The sequence below is a fragment of the Pseudomonas sp. D47 genome (genome assembly GCF_045447305.1).
Taxonomy (GTDB): Bacteria; Pseudomonadota; Gammaproteobacteria; order Pseudomonadales; family Pseudomonadaceae; genus Aquipseudomonas.
Genome location: NZ_JBJGXU010000045.1, coordinates 28,668 through 47,880, shown reverse-complemented (window position 1 = coordinate 47,880; position 19,213 = coordinate 28,668). Strand labels below are relative to the sequence as shown.

The following is a 19,213-nucleotide window of genomic DNA, read 5'->3' as shown; positions in this document are numbered from 1 at the left end:
CCGCTACGATCAAAACCCACTTTTGCTGCGTCACGGCGCACGCGTAGTTTTTGAGAGCGCTTCAAGTCCTCAACGTCAGCCATAATGGCTCGATATGCTTGATTGATTGCATCGAACTCAGGTGAAGATTTTCCAGACTCACGTAACTTAGCGCGTGCCAGGTTATAGGTTTCTCGGCTCATACCAATAATACGTCTGTCCTTCGCTGGAACTTGGATAAACACGTTCCTGAATCGGTCATGAACCCATACATGACCTAATTCGTCTCGATAACGGACTTGGATTTTTTCCTTATCTGCTAGCTTCATTTTTAGCTCTGCTAGCTCTGGTGAATGGTAGAGATGAGTTCCGACTTCAACACCATAGTGGTGAACTTGGGCTTCCTTACGCCTGGCGAGGACCGCCTCAAGTGCATCCAAATCCGTCGGAAGACAAATTCGTCGTTTGGACTCGCCTTGGAGCCAGCACTCTGCCGGACTCATTTTTGATGGAAGACTTCGATGGGAGGTCTGTTGATAGACGTCAACGATCCATTTCACTAAAGCCGCTTCAAAATCCATAAGCGTCAGGCAGGCACGTTTTTCTGACGGATAGTTACCTCGCTCTCGACTATTTGAGAAGGTTGTTCCTGGAAGGCAGTGCACAAGACCAGTATTCAACGTACGAAAAAAACGCTCCACAGCCCCCTTCATTTGAGGTGCGCGGGAAGCTGGATACATGATTTCAATTCCCATTTCGTTGAACGCGTTAACTAGGTCCTCCGCGTGAAACTCAGCAGCGTTGTCAGGAACGATGCGCGCAGGAAGTCCATGAGCTCTCCATTCGCATTTCACCGAAGGAAAACGGGAGAGGAGGACTGCTTTAGGTCGTATCGCCCGCTCGATTACACGCAGGACGCTCTCCGTATTTGGGGCTGAGAAATGGATGAGATACCCCATTACCATTCGAGAATGACGATCTAACACTATGGTGAGATAAGGTCTACCAATGTGGCTACCGGTTTCCGGATCCACCACCAAGAGATCTAACGGTGTGTGGTCAATTTCCCAGCGATCTAGAATTCTCTTAACCACCAGTTTTCCAATGGCTTCACGATGAAGTTGATTCGCAGCGTGATCCCCCAAACGCCCCTTATCCACCTCATAACTGTCCAGGCCGGCTACATATCGCCTGAAACTCATCTCCGACGGCAGCACGAGCCTTTTCGAAGGAAGGCGACCCGCGTTTACATCGTTGATCTTTGTCCTTAACTCCTCGTATGCCGTAGATAGCAGGGGCCGCTCGAGCTTGAAAAACTTTTCGTCGAGAACGTCAGTCACCAAATCCTCTAACTCTCCGACTATGAGCTGACGGCGACCTTTTTTTGTATGGAGCGGAACCAGTTTTTCAACATTTCCCGTCTGAAATAGAACGAACCACCGCCTTACCGTAGAAACAGACGGCGGGGTAATTGAGTCGTTTAGCTCCCTAGCAGTTTCTTGAATCAACCCTCTTAAATCCTTGTTGCAAGGTAGCTTTTGACTGATGCAATCAATGAGTCGAGTCAGATAGGACCGCCGGCGTATGGCTTCAGCGGAGTGATGTTTTGGGTGGCAAGTGAGGTCGGGGGGCGCGTTCCGAAACGTGGGAATCACACCCAGATATTGTTGCTCCTCGTCCACAAATAACTGACGAGCTTCATATTGTTTATAAAACTCTACCTCAGTCACTTTGAATGGCTCACCCAGGTCATCTAACCAAAGCAGTTGGCGATTCTTAAGTCGTTTTACTAGTGTCAACCTGGTTCCGTTGTACGTCACCACTAATTTCAACTTAAGCGAAAAAGTTTCCATGACGGTGACCTCCCTGCAAGTAAATTGGAGAGAAGGGTGTTAAGTTTTCTTCGAGGTTCACTCCGACATAACCAAGTCCAAGCAGGCGCCATGCAGTGTCACGACCGACTAGTTCACACAGCTCTAAAACTGTCTTTGGCGGATATGCGTTTAATAGTGATTTCGCAGTTATGAGGCTGCTGTTAATGAGTACCTCCCCCCTACGGTAGTACATCAAATCACGGAGATTTTCAGAAAACGGGTCGGCCAAAAGCACTGTGTCACTAATAACGGAGAACACACGATCGGTTTGCCTGAAATGGACGGCAGCAGCTTCCATTCGAAGCTTGACGCTTCGTATCAAAAGCCTGGCAGCGGGCTTAACCTCGAACCAGCGCTCACTGCCGTCACACAACACAGCGCACACGTCTGGGTAATAGGTAACGTTGCGTCCGTCCATAACGAGCGTTTCTTTGCTTGGCTGCACCGTGTACCGGAGTATCTGTGGAGAGAGCTCCAAGAGTCTTAGAAAAGCTCCCTCCAGCTGGGATTCCCAAGGGATAGCTTTGCCATTCTTAAGTGAGGGTAGATAGCCTCGGAAGTGGCAGGATCTGCGGGTTACAACCTTTCTTACGGTCATGACATTTCTCCAAGTCGAACGAGTCCTTGACGCAGATTCAGGCAAGCGCCAGGGAGCTCATGGAGGCTATTCAAAAGGCAACACTGTGCCCTCGAGGAGCCTCGATAAGGTCGAAGGGTTGGGGGAGAGTTGACACACGTCGAAAAAAAGCAGAGATTACTGCCACCACAGTAGTAATCTAAGCTGCATCCGGCGCGGTCATCCTCCCAAGGTTGATCGCGTTTTTACATTCTAATCCTCCTCTTTTTTCTTTAAGAATCGTCTACGCCGACAATAGCGCGCATTGCCATGAATTCGACAACTCAATCTCGCCCTATACGTCTTGTACGTACTGGCATGTTGATTGAGAGCGGAACGCAATAATCAGACCAACGATGTTAAGCCAAGCTAACGCTACTGACAATTCCTTTATAGCGTTAATATTGAAAATACCGTCATCTTATAGTTACGTGTTATATATAAAAACGCTCTATAAATACTTATTAAAATAGACTTGTCGAATAACGACATAGACATCGTATATTTTCTGATCTTTTAATAACAATTCGGCGATTTTATAAAGCTGAATCGCTTATCCAAAAACAGTTAAAGGTTCGGATACAAAAAAGCCAACGCTTGATGAGCGTTGGCTTTTTTGTGTAGCGTGATTCAACTATTTGAGATTTTTCTCATCTATTTTGAAAACCTACACCTGATCAGAAGTCCAGGTTGGACACCGCCAAGGCATTGCTCTCGATGAAGTCACGACGAGGCTCGACCGCATCACCCATCAGGGTGTTGAAGATCTGGTCTGCGCCAATGGCGTCTTCGATGGTCACACGCAGCATGCGACGCTGAGCTGGGTCCATAGTGGTTTCCCACAGCTGATCCGGGTTCATCTCGCCCAGACCTTTATATCGCTGGATGGTGTGGCGCTTGGTGCTTTCTGCCATCAGCCAATCAAGGGCTTCTTTGAATTCCTTGACCTGCTTCTTGCGCTCGCCACGCTGAATGTAAGCACCGTCGTCCAGCAGGGTGCTCAATTGCGCGCCGAGGGTAACGACGGTTTTGTAGTCGTTACTGCCGAAGAAGTCGCGGTTGAACGTGACGTAGTTCGACAGGCCATGGGAGATCAATTCAACCTCCGGCAGCCACACGTTACGCTCACGGTCTTCACGCAGGCTGGCTTTGTACACCAGGCCGGACTTCTCAGAAGTGCGCAGGCGAACTTCATATTGAGCCAGCCAGTTCTGCATGTGAGCGTGATCGCCCAACTGCTCCAGGCTTACCGATGGCAGGTAGATGAAGTGCTCGGTCAGCTCCTGAGGGTACAGGCGCGACAAACGCTTGAGAGTCTTCATCACCATGCGGAAGTCGTTAACCAGACGCTCCAGCGCCTCACCGGAGATACCCGGTGCTTCGTCGTTCAAGTGCAGGCTGGCATCTTCCAGGGCCGACTGCGTCATGTACTCTTCCATGGCGTCGTCGTCTTTGATGTATTGCTCTTGCTTGCCCTTTTTCACTTTGTACAACGGCGGCTGAGCGATGTAGATGTAGCCACGCTCGATCAGTTCCGGCAACTGACGGAAGAAGAAGGTCAGCAGCAGCGTACGGATGTGCGAACCGTCGACGTCAGCATCGGTCATGATGATGATGTTGTGATAGCGCAGCTTGTCGATGTTGTACTCGTCACGGCCGATGCCGCAGCCCAACGCCGTGATCAAGGTGCCCACTTCCTGTGAGGAAATCATCTTGTCGAAGCGGGCCTTCTCGACGTTGAGGATCTTACCCTTCAACGGCAGGATAGCCTGGGTGCGACGGTTACGACCCTGCTTGGCGGAACCGCCAGCAGAGTCACCTTCCACTAGGTACAGTTCGGAGAGGGCAGGGTCCTTCTCCTGGCAGTCAGCCAGTTTGCCCGGTAGGCCGGCAATATCCAGCGCGCCTTTACGGCGGGTCATCTCACGGGCTTTACGCGCCGCTTCACGGGCACGTGCAGCGTCGATCATCTTGCCGACAACCAGCTTGGCTTCGTTCGGGTTCTCCAGCAGGAAGTCGGAGAAGTATTTACCCATCTCCTGTTCCACTGCGGTCTTCACTTCGGAAGACACCAGCTTGTCTTTGGTCTGGGAGCTGAACTTAGGATCAGGTACTTTTACCGAGATAATCGCGGTCAGGCCTTCACGTGCGTCGTCACCGGTGGTGGCGACTTTGTGCTTCTTGGCCAAGCCTTCGGCTTCGATGTAGGTGTTCAGGTTACGCGTCAGTGCGGAACGGAAACCCACCAAGTGAGTACCGCCATCGCGCTGTGGAATGTTGTTGGTGAAGCACAACAGGTTCTCGTTGAAGCTGTCGTTCCACTGCAGGGCGATTTCCACGCCGATGCCGTCTTCACGCTGAATGTTGAAGTGGAACACCTGGTTGACCGCAGTCTTGTTGGTGTTCAGGTATTCAACGAACGCACGCAGACCGCCTTCGTACTTGAACAGCTCTTCCTTGCCGCTGCGCTCGTCCTTGAGGACGATGCCAACACCGGAGTTCAGGAAGGACAGTTCACGAATCCGCTTGGCCAGGATGTCCCAGCTGAAGTGGATATTTTTGAAGGTTTCGTCGGAGGGACGGAAGTGAATCTGGGTACCGGTCGTTTCGCTTTCGCCGACGATTTTCATCGGTTCTTGCGGAACGCCGTGAACGTAAGTTTGCTCCCAGATCTTGCCACTGCGACGCACGGTCAGCACCAACAGTTCGGAGAGGGCGTTCACCACCGACACACCTACACCGTGCAAACCGCCGGAGACTTTATAGGAGTTGTCGTCGAACTTACCGCCGGCGTGGAGCACGGTCATGATGACCTCTGCCGCCGAAACGCCTTCTTCTTTGTGCACATCTACCGGAATACCGCGACCGTTGTCGCGCACGGTGATGGACTCATCCGGGTGGATGATAATGCTGATGTCGTCGCAGTGACCGGCCAGAGCTTCGTCGATGGAGTTGTCGACCACCTCGAACACCATGTGGTGCAGACCGCTACCATCATCGGTGTCGCCAATGTACATACCGGGACGTTTGCGTACGGCATCCAAACCTTTCAGCACTTTAATGCTGGTCGAGTCGTACGTGTTTTCTTCGCTCATGCCTTCACTCCCGATGGTCGTGGGTCTGGGTGATACGGCCTTGTTCCACGTGGAACAAGGCGACTGGCGTTTCCGTCTGCCAGCCTTCCCTCAATAATTCGTGGTCTACACAGGTGATAAACACCTGGCAGCGTAAGTCTTCCAACAAGCGGCACAACGCCCGTCGATGTTGCTCGTCGAGTTCAGACGGCAAGTCATCCACCAGATAAATACACTGACCGCGTCGGGCTTGGCTAACCAAATGCCCTTGGGCAATACGCAGTGCGCACACCACCAACTTCTGCTGGCCACGGGACAAGATATCCGCGGCGTTGTGTGCGCCTAATCTAAGGCGCAAATCAGCCCGTTGGGGGCCTGCCTGTGTATGGCCAATTTGCTGATCCCGTTGCAAGGACGTGGCGAGCACTGCGCTCAGGTCACGCTCTTTATCCCAACCACGGTAGTAGCTCAGCGTCAGCCCCTCGAGATCCAACAACTCACTCAAGGTCTGCTCAAAGACTGGTTTCAAGGCTTTGATATAGGCGCGGCGGTATTCATCTATTTCATCGCTGGCCAGGCACAGTTCCCGGTCCCAGGCTGCTTGTGAAGCGGCGTCAAGTGTACCATGCCGCAGCCATGAGTTCCGCTGCCGCAGGGCCTTCTGCAGGCGCTGCCAAGTGGCCATGAACCGCGGTTCCACGTGGAACACTCCCCAATCGAGGAATTGCCTGCGGATTTTTGGTGCACCTTCCAACAGGCGGAAGCTGTCGGGGTTGATCAGTTGCAATGGCAGAATTTCCGCCAGTTGCGCTGCACTGCGGGCATTTTGCCCGTCAATGCGAATTTGAAACTCCCCACCGCGATCGCGAGATATCCCCAGGCTGCTATGGCCGCCTTCAGCCAATTCGACTTGGCCAAACACTGTGCACGCCAATTGCTCGTACTGAATCACCGGCAACAGACGGGCGCTGCGAAAGGAACGGGCGAGCCCAAGCAAATGAATGGCTTCCAGCACGCTGGTTTTGCCACTACCGTTGGCGCCGTGGAGGATATTGATGCGGGGGGAAGGGGAGAAGGTCACCGGGTGCAAATTGCGCACCGCGGTGACCGAGACGCGACTGAGGGACATCTAGCTTCTGCTGAACATGATTACAGACGCATCGGCATAACAACGTAAGCCGAGTCGTCGTTATCGGATTCTTGCACCAGGGCGCTGCTGTTGGAGTCCGACAGAATCAGACGAACCTGTTCGGTGGTCATTACACCCAGTACGTCCAACAGGTAGCTCACGTTGAAGCCGATCTCCAGCGAGCCGCCGTTGTAGTCAACGCCCACTTCTTCTTCCGCTTCTTCCTGCTCCGGGTTATTCGCCTGGATTTTCAGCTGACCGTTGGCCAGTTGCAGACGGATACCACGGTACTTTTCGTTCGACAGAATCGCGGTACGGCTGAACGCTTCACGCAGGGCCTGACGATCACCGATCACCAGTTTGTCGCCGCCTTTAGGCAGTACGCGCTCGTAATCCGGGAACTTGCCGTCGACCAATTTGGAAGTGAACGTGAATTCACTGGTGGTGGCGCGAATGTGGTGCTGGCCCAAAACGATACTGACGTTACCATCCGGCTCGGTAAGCAGACGCGCCAATTCGAGGATACCTTTGCGCGGGACGATCACTTGGTGCCGATCCGGCTGACCAATATCGGCACGCATTGAGCACATCGCCAAACGGTGTCCGTCGGTGGCCACGGCGCGGATAATGCCTTCCGAGACTTCCAGCAACATACCGTTGAGGTAGTAGCGAACGTCCTGTTGAGCCATGGCGAAGCTGGTGCGCTCGATCAAACGGCGCAGTTTGCTTTGCTCCAGGCTGCAGGTCAGCGAGCCAGGGCCTTCCTCGACAGTCGGGAAGTCATTGGCTGGCAACGTGGACAGCGTAAAACGGCTGCGGCCGGCCTTGACCACCAACTTCTGCTCATCGACCTTGATGTCGATAAGCGCTTCATTAGGCAAGCTTTTGCAGATGTCCATCAGCTTGCGCGCCGGCACAGTGATTTCGCCCGGTTCAGCAGGCTCTTCCAGCTGCACACGACCGACCAGCTCGACTTCCAAGTCGGTACCGGTCAAGGACAGTTGCTGGCCTTCGACAACCAGCAATACGTTGGAGAGCACCGGCAAGGTCTGTCGGCGCTCGACGACGCCTGCGACCAGTTGCAGGGGTTTCAACAGGGCTTCGCGTTGAATGGTGAAATGCATGGTCTAGTCCCTTGCCTTAATAAGCTGCGCTGGTGTCATCAAGTAGTCAGTGTACGCAGCAGGTTCTTGTAGTCCTCGCGAATATCCGCGTCGGATTCCTTAAGTTCGTTGATCTTGCGGCACGCGTGCAAGACCGTGGTGTGGTCGCGACCGCCAAACACATCACCGATTTCCGGCAGGCTGTGGTTGGTCAGCTCTTTGGAGAGCGCCATCGCTACCTGACGTGGACGTGCCACCGAACGCGAGCGGCGCTTGGACAGCAGGTCGGAAATCTTGATCTTGTAGTACTCAGCCACGGTGCGCTGGATGTTATCCACACTCACCAGCTTATCTTGCAGCGCCAGCAGGTCTTTCAGGGATTCACGAATCAACTCGATGGTGATGTCGCGGCCCATGAAGTGCGAGTGAGCGATGACGCGCTTGAGCGCGCCTTCCAACTCACGCACGTTGGAGCGAATGCGTTGGGCAATGAAGAAAGCAGCGTCATGCGGCAAATCGACTTTCGCCTGGTCGGCCTTCTTCATCAGGATCGCGACGCGGGTTTCCAGTTCCGGCGGCTCTACCGCAACGGTCAGGCCCCAGCCAAAACGCGACTTCAAGCGTTCTTCCAGGCCTTCGATTTCCTTCGGGTAACGGTCGCTGGTCAAGATGACCTGCTGGCCGCCTTCGAGCAGGGCGTTGAAGGTGTGGAAAAACTCTTCCTGAGAACGTTCCTTGCGAGCGAAAAATTGAATGTCATCGATCAGCAAGGCATCAACGGAGCGGTAGAACCGCTTGAACTCGTTGATTGCGTTGAGCTGCAAGGCCTTGACCATGTCAGCAACGAAGCGCTCCGAGTGCAGGTACACGACCTTGGCATTCGGGTTCTTCTTTAATAGGTGGTTACCCACAGCGTGCATCAAGTGAGTTTTACCCAAACCGACACCGCCATAAAGGAAGAGCGGGTTGTAACCGTGCTTGGGGTTGTCGGCGACCTGCCAGGCAGCCGCGCGGGCCAACTGGTTGGATTTACCTTCGACAAAGTTTTCAAAGGTGAACGTGCGGTTCAAGTAGCTGGTGTGCTTGAGCGCGCCTTCTACCTGGACGGTGCGCTGTTCGGCACGAACTGGTGCCTGTTGAGAGCTGGCGCCGGCCATCGGGTCAAAGCTGTCGCGGGACGGCTCTTCATTTATAGGCGCGTTTTTCTGTGCCGAGGATTTCGAAGGCGTCTGGGCAATTTGCGCAGGCGAGTTATTAACAGGTACCGCAGCGGCCTGAGCCTGCGAGGCGCTCGCCGCCAACGGTGCATTCGGCGCTGCACGAGGTGCAGAGCTACGTTTGCTGCCTATTAATAAAGAAAGCACAGGCGCAAGGCCGTTGCCGTGTTCATCGAGCAATTCGAGAACGCGGCTCAGGTACTTCTCATTAACCCAATCGAGAACAAAACGATTCGGCGCGTAGACACGCAACTCGTCGCCTTCGGCTTCGACCTGTAGCGGACGGATCCAGGTGTTGAATTGCTGGGCAGGCAGCTCTTCGCGCAAAAGCTCCACGCACTGCTGCCAAAGTTCCACTGACACGGATATCCCCTAAGTTGAAAGCCGGTGAGGCAAAAACAGCCGCCATTGTAGCGGCCAGCCGTCCACTTATCCACATGTAGGTTGCGCACAGGGCACCCAAAATCAATGCGTTAACCGTAAAAAAGGCGACCAATGGTCTGTGCATAAGCTCTGTGGATAAGCGCCCCTAAGCTCGTTGTACAAGTGGGGTCGAAAGTCTGTGGGTAACTGGCCTGTGGATAACAAGCCATTCCACCCACAGCTTATCCGATAGCGCAGCACAGGCTAAGCACCGTTTCCCCGCCTAGTTGTCATCCTCTGTACATCACGCAGAATATGGGCTCAAGGCAGTTATCCACAGATAATCGCCTCCCTAGCTTTTATAAGCTTTACAGAAAAGCTTTAAATAACTTCCTTCTTTATTTTTATATCTATGGCATTGCTCATGAACGGCCAGCGAACAGAAAAGGCCTGAATGCCTGCGAAGAACTAATTAAAGGAAAAGCTGGTTGGAAATTGACCTAGAGGCTTGCTTTCTCTAGAATCGCCGGTCTCTTAAAACGGGGGCCATTCCGGCCCGTTGTGGACGAACCAGGTAACAACGCCATGAAACGTACTTTCCAACCAAGCACCATCAAACGCGCCCGTACTCACGGCTTCCGTGCTCGCATGGCTACCAAGAACGGCCGTGCTGTCCTGTCGCGTCGCCGCGCCAAAGGTCGTGCGCGTCTGGCAGTTTGATAATCCGGTACTGGTGGTGAGTCAGGACTTCAGTCGGGAAAAGCGTCTGCTAACCCCCCGGCATTTCAAGGCAGTCTTTGACTCCCCCACCGGCAAGGTTCCGGGGAAAAATCTCCTGCTCCTTGCGCGTAACAACGATCTGGATCACCCCCGTCTCGGGTTGGTGATCGGCAAGAAGAGCGTAAAGCTCTCCGTTGAGCGCAATCGCCTCAAGCGTCTGATGCGCGAATCGTTTCGCCTCCACCAGGAAACTCTGATTGGTTGGGATATTGTTATCGTCGCGCGCAAAGGCTTGGGGGACGTAGAAAACCCCGAATTGATTCAGCATTTCGGCAAGCTCTGGAAACGTTTGGCGCGTACCAACAAGCCAGCACCAGCAGTCAGCACCGAAACTGTAGGGGTAGACAGCACCAATGCGTAAACTGGCCCTCGTTCCGATCCAGTTTTACCGCTATGCCATTAGTCCTCTGATGGCTGACCACTGTCGTTTCTACCCCAGTTGTTCCTGCTACGCGTTAGAGGCCATAGAAAATCATGGTCTTCTGCGCGGTGGCTGGCTGGCCTTTCGTCGTTTAGGCCGCTGTCATCCGTGGAATCCCGGTGGTTATGACCCGGTTCCGCCTATCCCTACCTCCCGTTCTTCTTCGATGGCCGAGTAATCATGGATATTAAACGCACGATCCTGATCGTCGCCCTGGCAATCGTGTCCTACGTCATGGTTCTTAAGTGGAACCAGGACTACGGCCAAGCTGCCCTGCCGACTCAGAATGTTGCTACCAATCAGGCTGCGCCGGCTATTCCGGACACCCCACTGGGTAACAATGCGTCCGCGAGTGCCGATGTTCCCAGCGCGAATGGCGAGACAAGCGCCCCTCTAGAAACGCCAGTGGTCACCAACAAAGACCTCATCCACGTGAAAACGGATGTGCTCGACCTGGCTATCGACCCACAAGGTGGTGATATCGCGCAGTTGAAACTGCCGCTGTATCCGCGTCGTCAAGACCATCCAGATGTACCGTTCCAACTGTTCGACAACGGTGGTGAACGTACTTATCTGGCACAAAGTGGCCTGACCGGCACTGACGGTCCGGATGCTCGTGCTACCGGTCGTCCGGTTTATTCGACCGAACAGAAGACTTATCAACTGGCTGATGGCCAGAACCAGTTGAATGTTGACCTGAAATTCAGTCAGGACGGCATCAACTACATCAAACGTTTCAGCTTCACCCGTGGTTTGTACGATTTGAAGGTCACTTACCTGATCGACAACGAAAGCGCCAAACCGTGGACGGGCAACCTGTTTGCCCAGCTCAAGCGTGACAACAGTGCCGATCCTTCTTCCAGCACCGCCACCGGCACCGCGACTTACCTGGGCGCAGCCCTGTGGACAAGTGGCGAGCCGTACAAAAAAGTGTCGATGAAAGATATCGACAAGGGCTCGCTGAAAGAGACTGTACAAGGCGGCTGGGTTGCCTGGTTGCAACACTACTTCGTGACCGCATGGATCCCGAACAAGGGTGAAGCCAACCTGGTTCAAACCCGCAAAGACAGCCAAGGCAACTACATCATTGGTTTTACTGGCCCGGCGTTGACCGTCGCGCCAGGTGCCAAGGCTGAAACCAGCGCCACGCTGTATGCCGGCCCGAAAAGCCAAGCTGTACTGAAAGAGTTGTCCCCAGGTCTGGAACTGACTGTGGATTACGGCATTCTGTGGTTCATTGCCCAGCCGATCTTCTGGCTGCTGCAACATATCCACAGCATCGTCGGTAACTGGGGTTTCTCGATCATCTTCCTGACCATGCTGATCAAAGGGATCTTCTTCCCTCTGTCGGCAGCCAGCTACAAGTCGATGGCACGCATGCGTGCTGTGGCGCCGAAACTGGCCGCTCTGAAAGAGCAACATGGTGATGACCGGCAGAAAATGTCGCAGGCCATGATGGAGCTGTACAAGAAAGAGAAGATCAACCCGCTGGGTGGATGCTTGCCGATTCTGGTACAGATGCCCGTGTTCCTGTCGCTGTACTGGGTTCTCCTGGAAAGCGTGGAAATGCGCCAGGCTCCGTTCATGCTGTGGATAACTGACCTGTCGATCAAAGACCCGTTCTTTATCCTGCCGATCATCATGGGCGCGACCATGTTCATCCAGCAGCGCTTGAACCCGACTCCGCCGGATCCGATGCAGGCCAAGGTAATGAAAATGATGCCAATCATCTTCACCTTCTTCTTCCTGTGGTTCCCAGCCGGTCTGGTGCTGTACTGGGTGGTCAACAACGTGTTGTCGATCTCTCAACAGTGGTACATCACGCGTAAAATCGAAGCGGCTACCAAAGCTGCGGCGTAGTTTACTCTGTGGATAACCACTCAAAACGCCCCCTAGTGGGGCGTTTTGCTTTCCGTCACTTTTATTTTGGAACCTGCTGATGAGCGCTCCTCGTGAAACCATCGCTGCTGTCGCTACCGCTCAAGGTCGCGGCGGTGTCGGTATCGTTCGAATTTCCGGGCCGCTGGCCAGCGTGGCAGCCCAGGCCATCAGCGGCCGCGAGTTGAAACCCCGATACGCGCATTACGGCCCCTTTCTGGATGCCGATGAAACGGTGTTGGATGAAGGCTTGGCGCTGTATTTTCCAGGCCCCAACTCGTTCACCGGTGAAGATGTGCTGGAACTTCAGGGCCACGGCGGCCCGGTTGTGCTGGATATGTTGCTGCAGCGCTGCCTGCAGTTGGGTTGCCGCTTGGCGCGTCCGGGAGAATTCAGTGAGCGTGCATTCCTGAATGACAAACTCGACCTGGCTCAGGCTGAAGCCATTGCCGACTTGATCGAAGCGAGTTCTGCACAGGCAGCCCGCAACGCTTTGCGCTCATTGCAGGGCGCCTTTTCATTGCGTGTGCATAACCTGACCGAGCAATTGATCAGCTTGCGTATCTACGTCGAGGCCGCGATTGATTTTCCGGAGGAAGAAATCGACTTCCTCGCCGATGGGCATGTGCTGGCGATGCTGGATAAAGTCCGTGATGAGTTATCCACAGTGCTGCGCGAAGCCGGGCAGGGCGCCCTGCTGCGTGACGGTATGACGATGGTGATTGCCGGCCGACCGAATGCCGGCAAGTCGAGCCTACTGAATGCCCTGGCAGGTCGCGAGGCGGCCATCGTTACCGAGATTGCCGGCACCACCCGGGATATTCTGCGTGAACATATCCACATCGACGGCATGCCGCTGCACGTGGTCGACACTGCCGGTTTGCGCGACACCGATGACCAGGTGGAAAAGATCGGGGTAGAACGCGCCCTCAAGGCCATTGGCGAAGCAGATCGGGTGCTGCTGGTGGTGGATGCCACGGCGCCAGAGGCTGTGGATCCTTTTGCCTTGTGGCCGGAATTCCTCGAGCAGCGGCCGGACCCGGCCAACGTGACGTTGATCCGTAACAAGGCCGACCTGACGGGTGAAGCCATCGCCATGGAAACCAGCGAGGATGGCCACGTCACCATCAGCCTGAGTGCAAAGTCGGCCGGCGATGGTCTGGAATTGCTGCGCGACCACCTCAAGGCTTGCATGGGCTATGAGCAAACCTCGGAAAGCAGCTTCAGTGCACGCCGCAGGCACCTGGAGGCGCTACGCCATGCCAGCGCGGCGTTGGAGCACGGTCGGGCACAGCTGACCTTGGCGGGGGCAGGGGAGCTGCTGGCTGAGGATTTACGTCAGGCGCAGCAGCTGTTGGGTGAGATCACTGGCGCATTCAGCTCAGATGATTTGCTGGGGCGGATCTTTTCCAGCTTCTGTATCGGTAAATAACCCTTCGTTGTCCACAGACAGGCCATTCGCGCCTGTCTGTTTCGCCCGCTTGAGGGCATTCCATTGCATCTTCTGATTCACCACCCAGGTTGTGGCGGTTTTTGCGTGGGCGTTATTTGGTCGCGTGAGCACTTTTCTGTGGATTAAGCCCTGTGAATAACCGCCCCTGTGCCCAGTTGATAACAGGGCTTGAAACCTGAGTAAAAACCCCCTTGTGGATAACCACCTGTTTAATCCACAGGCTTAAAGCACTTATCCAAGGGCCTCATTGGCACATGACCACAGACTTTTGAATCGCTGTACACAACGTAAATAAAGGGCTGTAGAGATCTATCCACAGAAAGTAGGCTCAGTAGAAATAAACATAAAAACAAAGAGCTTATAAAGTTCTCTCTTTTAATTTCTATTGTCTGTGATTCATCCACAGCTGGTTAAATTTTGTGCAAAGGGTTCTTTAGGAAGGGCTAAGTCCCTATACTTGCGGCCATTGCTCTAAAACCAGCTCAACCAATCAATTCCTAATTACCTACATAAGCAGGCACGAGGTGCGTGGTGGATTTCCCTTCCCGTTTTGAAGTGATCGTCATCGGCGGCGGTCATGCCGGTACCGAGGCAGCACTGGCCTCAGCACGCATGGGCGTCAAAACCCTGTTGCTGACGCACAACGTGGAAACCCTCGGTGCCATGAGTTGCAACCCCGCCATTGGCGGGATCGGCAAAAGCCACCTGGTCAAGGAAATCGATGCCCTGGGCGGCGTCATGGCCACGGCTACCGACAAAGGTGGTATTCAATTTCGCGTGCTCAACAGCCGCAAAGGCCCGGCCGTACGGGCTACTCGGGCACAGGCAGACCGCATCCTGTACAAGGCCGCGGTACGTGAAACCCTGGAAAACCAGCCGAACCTGTGGATATTTCAGCAAGCAGCGGATGACCTGATCGTCGAACAGGATCAGGTACGCGGTGTAGTCACCCAAATGGGCCTGCGTTTTCTCGCAGAATCCGTGGTGTTGACCACCGGTACGTTCCTCGGCGGACTTATCCACATCGGTATGCAGAACTATTCCGGTGGCCGCGCTGGTGATCCGCCGTCGATTGCCCTGGCAAAACGCTTGCGTGAATTGCCGCTGCGCGTCGGCCGCCTGAAAACCGGGACCCCGCCGCGTATCGACGGGCGTTCTGTGGATTTCTCGGTGATGACCGAACAAGCCGGCGATACACCGATCCCGGTGATGTCGTTCATGGGTTCCAAAGAGCAGCACCCCAAACAGGTGAGCTGCTGGATTACCCACACCAACGCCCGAACCCACGAAATCATTGCCGCGAACCTCGACCGTTCGCCGATGTATTCCGGGGTGATCGAAGGCATTGGCCCGCGTTACTGCCCATCGATTGAAGACAAGATCCACCGCTTTGCCGACAAGGAAAGCCACCAGGTCTTCATCGAACCCGAAGGCTTGACCACTCACGAGCTGTACCCGAACGGGATTTCCACGTCCCTGCCGTTCGACGTGCAAATCCAGATCGTGCAGTCGATTCGCGGTATGGAAAACGCGCACATCGTTCGCCCTGGCTACGCCATCGAGTACGATTACTTCGACCCGCGTGACCTCAAGTACAGCCTGGAAACCAAAGTGATCGGCGGCCTGTTCTTCGCTGGGCAAATCAACGGCACCACCGGTTACGAAGAAGCCGGCGCCCAAGGTTTGCTGGCCGGGACCAACGCGGCACTGCGTGCACAGGGCAAAGACAGCTGGTGCCCGCGTCGCGATGAGGCGTACATCGGCGTGTTGGTTGACGACCTGATTACCCTGGGCACCCAGGAACCGTACCGGATGTTCACCTCCCGGGCGGAATATCGCCTGATCCTGCGTGAAGACAACGCCGACCTACGCCTGACCGAAAAAGGTCGCGAGTTGGGCTTGGTCGATGACGCACGCTGGGCCGCTTTCTGCAAAAAACGCGAAAGCATCACGCTGGAAGAGCAGCGCCTGAAAAGTACCTGGGTTCGCCCGGGCACCGAGCAGGGCGACGCGATTGCCGAAAAATTCGGCACGCCGCTGACCCACGAATACAACTTGCTAAACCTGCTGTCCCGTCCGGAAATCGACTACGCTGGTTTGGTCGAAGTGACTGGCCACGGCGCAGAAGACCCACAGGTCGCCGAGCAAGTTGAAATCAAGACCAAATACGCCGGTTACATTGACCGCCAACAGGATGAGATCGCTCGCCTGCGCGCCAGTGAAGACACCAAGCTGCCTGTGGATATCGACTACACCGGGATTTCCGGGCTGTCGAAAGAAATCCAAAGCAAGCTGGGGATAACTCGGCCGGAGACACTCGGCCAGGCTTCACGTATTCCCGGCGTCACCCCGGCAGCCATTTCGCTGTTGATGATTCATTTGAAAAAACGCGGCGCGGGCCGTCAGTTGGAGCAAAGCGCTTGAGTTCGTTGGTCACCTCGCAACACGCCGAAGAGTTATCCACAGGTGCACGCCAGTTGGGTGTGCACTTGACCGATGCCCAGCATGAGTTGCTGCTGGGCTACCTGGCCCTGTTGATCAAATGGAACAAGGCTTACAACCTGACGGCGGTGCGCGACCCGAACGAAATGGTCTCGCGTCATTTGCTCGACAGCCTGAGCGTGATGCCGTTTATCGAAAACGGCCGCTGGCTGGACGTTGGCAGTGGCGGCGGCATGCCTGGCATCCCGTTGGCCATCCTGTTTCCAGAGTCGCAAGTCACGTGCCTGGACAGCAACGGCAAGAAAACCCGCTTCCTGACCCAGGTCAAACTCGAACTCAAGCTGGATAACCTTCAAGTTATCCACAGTCGCGTCGAAGCCTTCACGCCGCAGCAGCCCTTCAACGGAATTGTTTCCCGGGCATTCAGCAGCATGGAGAACTTCAGCAACTGGACCCGCCACTTAGGCGACCGCGACACCCGTTGGCTGGCAATGAAGGGCGTTCATCCAAGCGACGAGCTGTTAGCATTGCCGGCAGACTTCCACCTCGATAGCGAACACGCCTTGGCCGTACCCGGTTGCCAAGGCCAACGCCATCTGCTGATACTGCGCCGCACGGCATGATTGGGAACACAAGCAAGAATGGCTAAGGTATTCGCGATAGCGAACCAGAAAGGTGGCGTGGGCAAAACCACCACCTGCATCAACCTCGCAGCATCCCTGGTCGCGACCAAGCGCCGGGTGCTGTTGATCGATCTCGATCCACAGGGCAACGCCACCATGGGTAGCGGTGTGGATAAACACGGCCTGGAAAACTCGGTCTATGACTTGCTGATTGGCGAGTGCGACCTGGCCCAGGCCATGCACTACTCCGAGCACGGCGGTTATCAACTGCTGCCGGCCAACCGCGATTTGACCGCGGCGGAAGTGGTGCTGCTGGAAATGCAGATGAAAGAAAGCCGTCTGCGCAGCGCCCTGGCGCCGATCCGCGAGAACTACGATTACATTTTGATCGACTGCCCTCCGTCGCTGTCGATGCTCACGTTGAACGCTTTGGTCGCGGCAGATGGGGTGATTATCCCCATGCAGTGCGAGTACTTCGCGCTCGAAGGCTTGAGCGACCTTGTGGATAACATCAAGCGTATCGCTGAGTTGCTCAACCCCAACCTGAAAATCGAAGGCCTGCTGCGGACCATGTACGACCCGCGCCTGAGCCTGATGAACGATGTGTCGGCGCAGCTCAAGGAACACTTTGGCGAACAGCTTTACGACACCGTGATCCCACGCAACATCCGTTTGGCCGAAGCGCCAAGCTATGGCATGCCCGCGCTGGCGTACGACAAATCATCGCGTGGAGCCATTGCCTACCTGGCGCTGGCTGGCGAGATGGTTCGCCGTCAACGCCGTAACTCACGCACCGCTGCAGCCCAGCCAACTTAAGGAACCCCCATGGCCGTCAAGAAACGAGGTCTCGGACGTGGACTGGATGCACTGCTGAGTGGTCCGACTGTCACTTCGCTTGAAGAACAAGCGGTGCAGGCCGACGAGCGCGAGCTGCAACACCTGCCGCTGGACCTGATCCAGCGCGGCAAATACCAGCCACGCCGGGACATGGACCCCCAGGCGCTGGAAGAACTGGCCAATTCGATCAAGGCCCAGGGCGTGATGCAGCCGATCGTGGTCCGCCCGATTGGCGGTGGTCGCTTTGAAATCATCGCCGGTGAACGCCGCTGGCGTGCCAGCCAACAGGCCGGCAAGGACACCATCCCGGCGATGGTGCGCGATGTGCCGGACGAAACCGCCATCGCCATGGCGTTGATCGAGAACATCCAGCGTGAAGACCTCAATCCAATCGAGGAAGCGATCGCCCTGCAGCGTTTGCAGCAGGAATTCAAACTGACTCAGCAGGAAGTCGCGGATGCAGTGGGCAAGTCCCGCGTGACCGTGTCCAACTTGTTGCGCCTGATTGCGCTGCCGGAAGTCATCAAGACCATGCTGTCCCATGGCGACCTGGAAATGGGTCATGCCCGTGCTTTGCTCGGTTTGCCGGAAAATCAACAGGTTGAAGGGGCGCGACACGTTGTCGCACGAGGCCTTACCGTTCGTCAGACTGAGGCTTTAGTTCGCCAGTGGCTCAGCGGTAAACCTGCACCGGTCGAAACCGCCAAACCTGATCCGGACATCGCGCGCCTCGAGCAGCGCCTGGCTGAGCGCCTGGGCTCTGCGGTGCAAATTCGCCACGGCAAGAAAGGCAAGGGGCAATTAGTCATCGGATATAACTCACTCGATGAGCTTCAGGGCGTCCTTGCCCACATCCGCTGAAACATTTGCTTATGTAGCGTGTGATCGGAAAACACTACCTGACAGTTGAATAGGGGCAGAACCGCCCCTATACTCTGCGCGCATTTTGTCGGCACAAATTATGCCAAGTTATTGATTCTCGGCAGCCGACCATTGAGGAGCAAGAGTGATGGAAACCCGCACGCCAAACACGTTGCCGTTCCATCGCTTGGCCGTTTTCCCGGTTTTATTGGCTCAATTTGTTATTTTGCTGATCGCCGCATTGGCGCTTTGGTATTGGCATGGAGTCGTAGCCGGATATTCAGGACTCTGCGGAGGCCTGATAGCCTTGCTGCCCAATATGTATTTTGCTCATAGGGCCTTTCGGTTTTCCGGCGCCCGAGCAGCCCAGGCTATCGTCCGGTCTTTTTATGCCGGCGAAGCAGGGAAACTGATTTTGACGGCAGTGCTGTTTGCACTGACCTTTGCAGGTGTGAAGCCATTGGCGCCGCTGGCTGTATTCGGCGTCTTCGTGTTGACCCAACTGGTCAGCTGGTTCGCTCCCCTGCTAATGAAAACAAGACTTTCGAAACCTTAGGGCGTTT

Annotated in this window: 16 protein-coding genes; 10 read left to right on the top strand and 6 right to left on the bottom strand. The window is 55.1% G+C overall.

The annotated features are described in order from the left end of the window. The 6 genes from ACI77I_RS23615 to dnaA all read right to left on the bottom strand — a co-directional run. On the bottom strand, positions 1-1,832 hold a 1,832-nt coding region (locus tag ACI77I_RS23615), incomplete at its 3' end, for an integrase (protein ID WP_406998537.1). Continuing rightward, a complete protein-coding gene (locus tag ACI77I_RS23610; protein ID WP_406998536.1) occupies positions 1,813-2,451 on the bottom strand; it encodes a transposase in 639 nt (212 codons plus the stop codon). The genes ACI77I_RS23615 and ACI77I_RS23610, both read right to left, overlap by 20 nt. Positions 2,452-3,146: 695 nt before the next feature. Next, on the bottom strand, positions 3,147-5,564 hold the full coding sequence (gene gyrB, locus ACI77I_RS23605) for a DNA topoisomerase (ATP-hydrolyzing) subunit B (RefSeq protein WP_094949094.1): 2,418 nt from the start codon (positions 5,562-5,564) through the stop codon (positions 3,147-3,149). A gap of 4 nt (positions 5,565-5,568) precedes the next feature. Continuing rightward, positions 5,569-6,672: a DNA replication/repair protein RecF gene (gene recF, locus ACI77I_RS23600; RefSeq protein ID WP_094949093.1), complete on the bottom strand. Its 1,104-nt coding sequence runs from the start codon at positions 6,670-6,672 to the stop codon at positions 5,569-5,571. A 20-nt stretch (positions 6,673-6,692) separates the two neighbouring features. Next, positions 6,693-7,796 (bottom strand): DNA polymerase III subunit beta, encoded by a 1,104-nt coding sequence (dnaN, locus tag ACI77I_RS23595; protein WP_083355987.1) that lies wholly within the window; start codon positions 7,794-7,796, stop codon positions 6,693-6,695. Between the two features lie 38 nt (positions 7,797-7,834). Then, complete coding sequence (gene dnaA / locus ACI77I_RS23590) at positions 7,835-9,355, bottom strand: chromosomal replication initiator protein DnaA (protein WP_242153663.1); 1,521 nt, start codon at positions 9,353-9,355, stop codon at positions 7,835-7,837. 585 nt (positions 9,356-9,940) lie between these two features. Between dnaA and rpmH the strand changes: the two genes are divergently transcribed. From rpmH to ACI77I_RS23540, 10 genes are all read left to right on the top strand, one after another. After that, positions 9,941-10,075 (top strand): 50S ribosomal protein L34, encoded by a 135-nt coding sequence (gene rpmH, locus ACI77I_RS23585; protein ID WP_003213577.1) that lies wholly within the window; start codon positions 9,941-9,943, stop codon positions 10,073-10,075. A gap of 16 nt (positions 10,076-10,091) precedes the next feature. Next, on the top strand, positions 10,092-10,496 hold the full coding sequence (gene rnpA, locus ACI77I_RS23580) for a ribonuclease P protein component (protein WP_218193654.1): 405 nt from the start codon (positions 10,092-10,094) through the stop codon (positions 10,494-10,496). Continuing rightward, complete coding sequence (gene yidD, locus ACI77I_RS23575; protein WP_083355989.1) at positions 10,489-10,734, top strand: membrane protein insertion efficiency factor YidD; 246 nt, start codon at positions 10,489-10,491, stop codon at positions 10,732-10,734. The genes rnpA and yidD overlap by 8 nt, the downstream gene beginning before the upstream one ends. 2 nt (positions 10,735-10,736) lie before the next feature. Then, entirely contained in the window at positions 10,737-12,416 is a 1,680-nt protein-coding gene (yidC, locus tag ACI77I_RS23570) for a membrane protein insertase YidC (RefSeq protein WP_263274228.1), read from the top strand. A gap of 79 nt (positions 12,417-12,495) precedes the next feature. After that, positions 12,496-13,866, top strand: a complete 1,371-nt coding sequence (mnmE, locus tag ACI77I_RS23565) for a tRNA uridine-5-carboxymethylaminomethyl(34) synthesis GTPase MnmE (RefSeq protein WP_406998535.1) — start codon at positions 12,496-12,498, stop codon at positions 13,864-13,866. A 552-nt stretch (positions 13,867-14,418) separates the two neighbouring features. After that, a complete protein-coding gene (mnmG, locus tag ACI77I_RS23560; RefSeq protein ID WP_094949098.1) occupies positions 14,419-16,311 on the top strand; it encodes a tRNA uridine-5-carboxymethylaminomethyl(34) synthesis enzyme MnmG in 1,893 nt (630 codons plus the stop codon). Continuing rightward, positions 16,308-16,952 (top strand): 16S rRNA (guanine(527)-N(7))-methyltransferase RsmG, encoded by a 645-nt coding sequence (rsmG, locus tag ACI77I_RS23555; protein ID WP_094949089.1) that lies wholly within the window; start codon positions 16,308-16,310, stop codon positions 16,950-16,952. Before mnmG ends, rsmG begins: the two co-directional genes overlap by 4 nt. 18 nt (positions 16,953-16,970) lie before the next feature. Continuing rightward, the gene (locus ACI77I_RS23550) at positions 16,971-17,768 is read left to right on the top strand and encodes a ParA family protein (RefSeq protein WP_094949088.1); all 798 of its coding nucleotides are present in this window, start codon (positions 16,971-16,973) and stop codon (positions 17,766-17,768) included. Between the two features lie 9 nt (positions 17,769-17,777). Beyond that, complete coding sequence (locus tag ACI77I_RS23545; protein WP_094949087.1) at positions 17,778-18,650, top strand: ParB/RepB/Spo0J family partition protein; 873 nt, start codon at positions 17,778-17,780, stop codon at positions 18,648-18,650. Positions 18,651-18,798: 148 nt separating this feature from the next. Continuing rightward, positions 18,799-19,206, top strand: a complete 408-nt coding sequence (locus ACI77I_RS23540) for a F0F1 ATP synthase subunit I (RefSeq protein ID WP_010565865.1) — start codon at positions 18,799-18,801, stop codon at positions 19,204-19,206. Positions 19,207-19,213: the final 7 nt, after the last annotated feature.